This is a genomic window from Shigella sp. FC1967 (assembly GCF_001743005.1).
GTDB lineage: Bacteria > Pseudomonadota > Gammaproteobacteria > Enterobacterales > Enterobacteriaceae > Proteus.
In genome coordinates this window covers 1-350 of sequence record NZ_MIIZ01001427.1, presented here as the reverse complement: position 1 = coordinate 350, position 350 = coordinate 1, and the positions used below count along the sequence as shown (strand labels likewise).

Sequence of the window (350 nt, the reverse complement as noted above, 5' to 3'; positions counted from 1 at the left end):
AAAGAAGGAGCAAAACGTGTCGATTTGAATGGTAATGACTGCGGCGAACTGGAAGCTGAGCATATTGAACATGCTCGTACACAATTAGCAGAAGCTAAAAGCGCGAGTTCAAGCTCAAAGAGCAGAACAACGTGCTAAGAAGCGCGAAGCTGAAGGTGATAAGGAGACCAGCAAACGTCCGACAGCGAAAAAGCCAAATAATACGCGTCGTCAGCCACCTAAAGAGGGTGAAAAACGACAGCCTCGTCCTCAAAAAGCGACTCAAGCACCTCGTAAAAACACCACCACGTCAAAATACTGAAAAGTTAATTCCAGTGAAAGACACATCAGTTCTTACTGTTGGTCAATCG

General features: G+C 45.4%; 1 pseudogene. It reads left to right on the top strand.

The features are described from left to right. Positions 1-350, top strand: a pseudogene (locus BHE89_RS24060) (ProQ/FINO family protein); the annotation flags it as partial.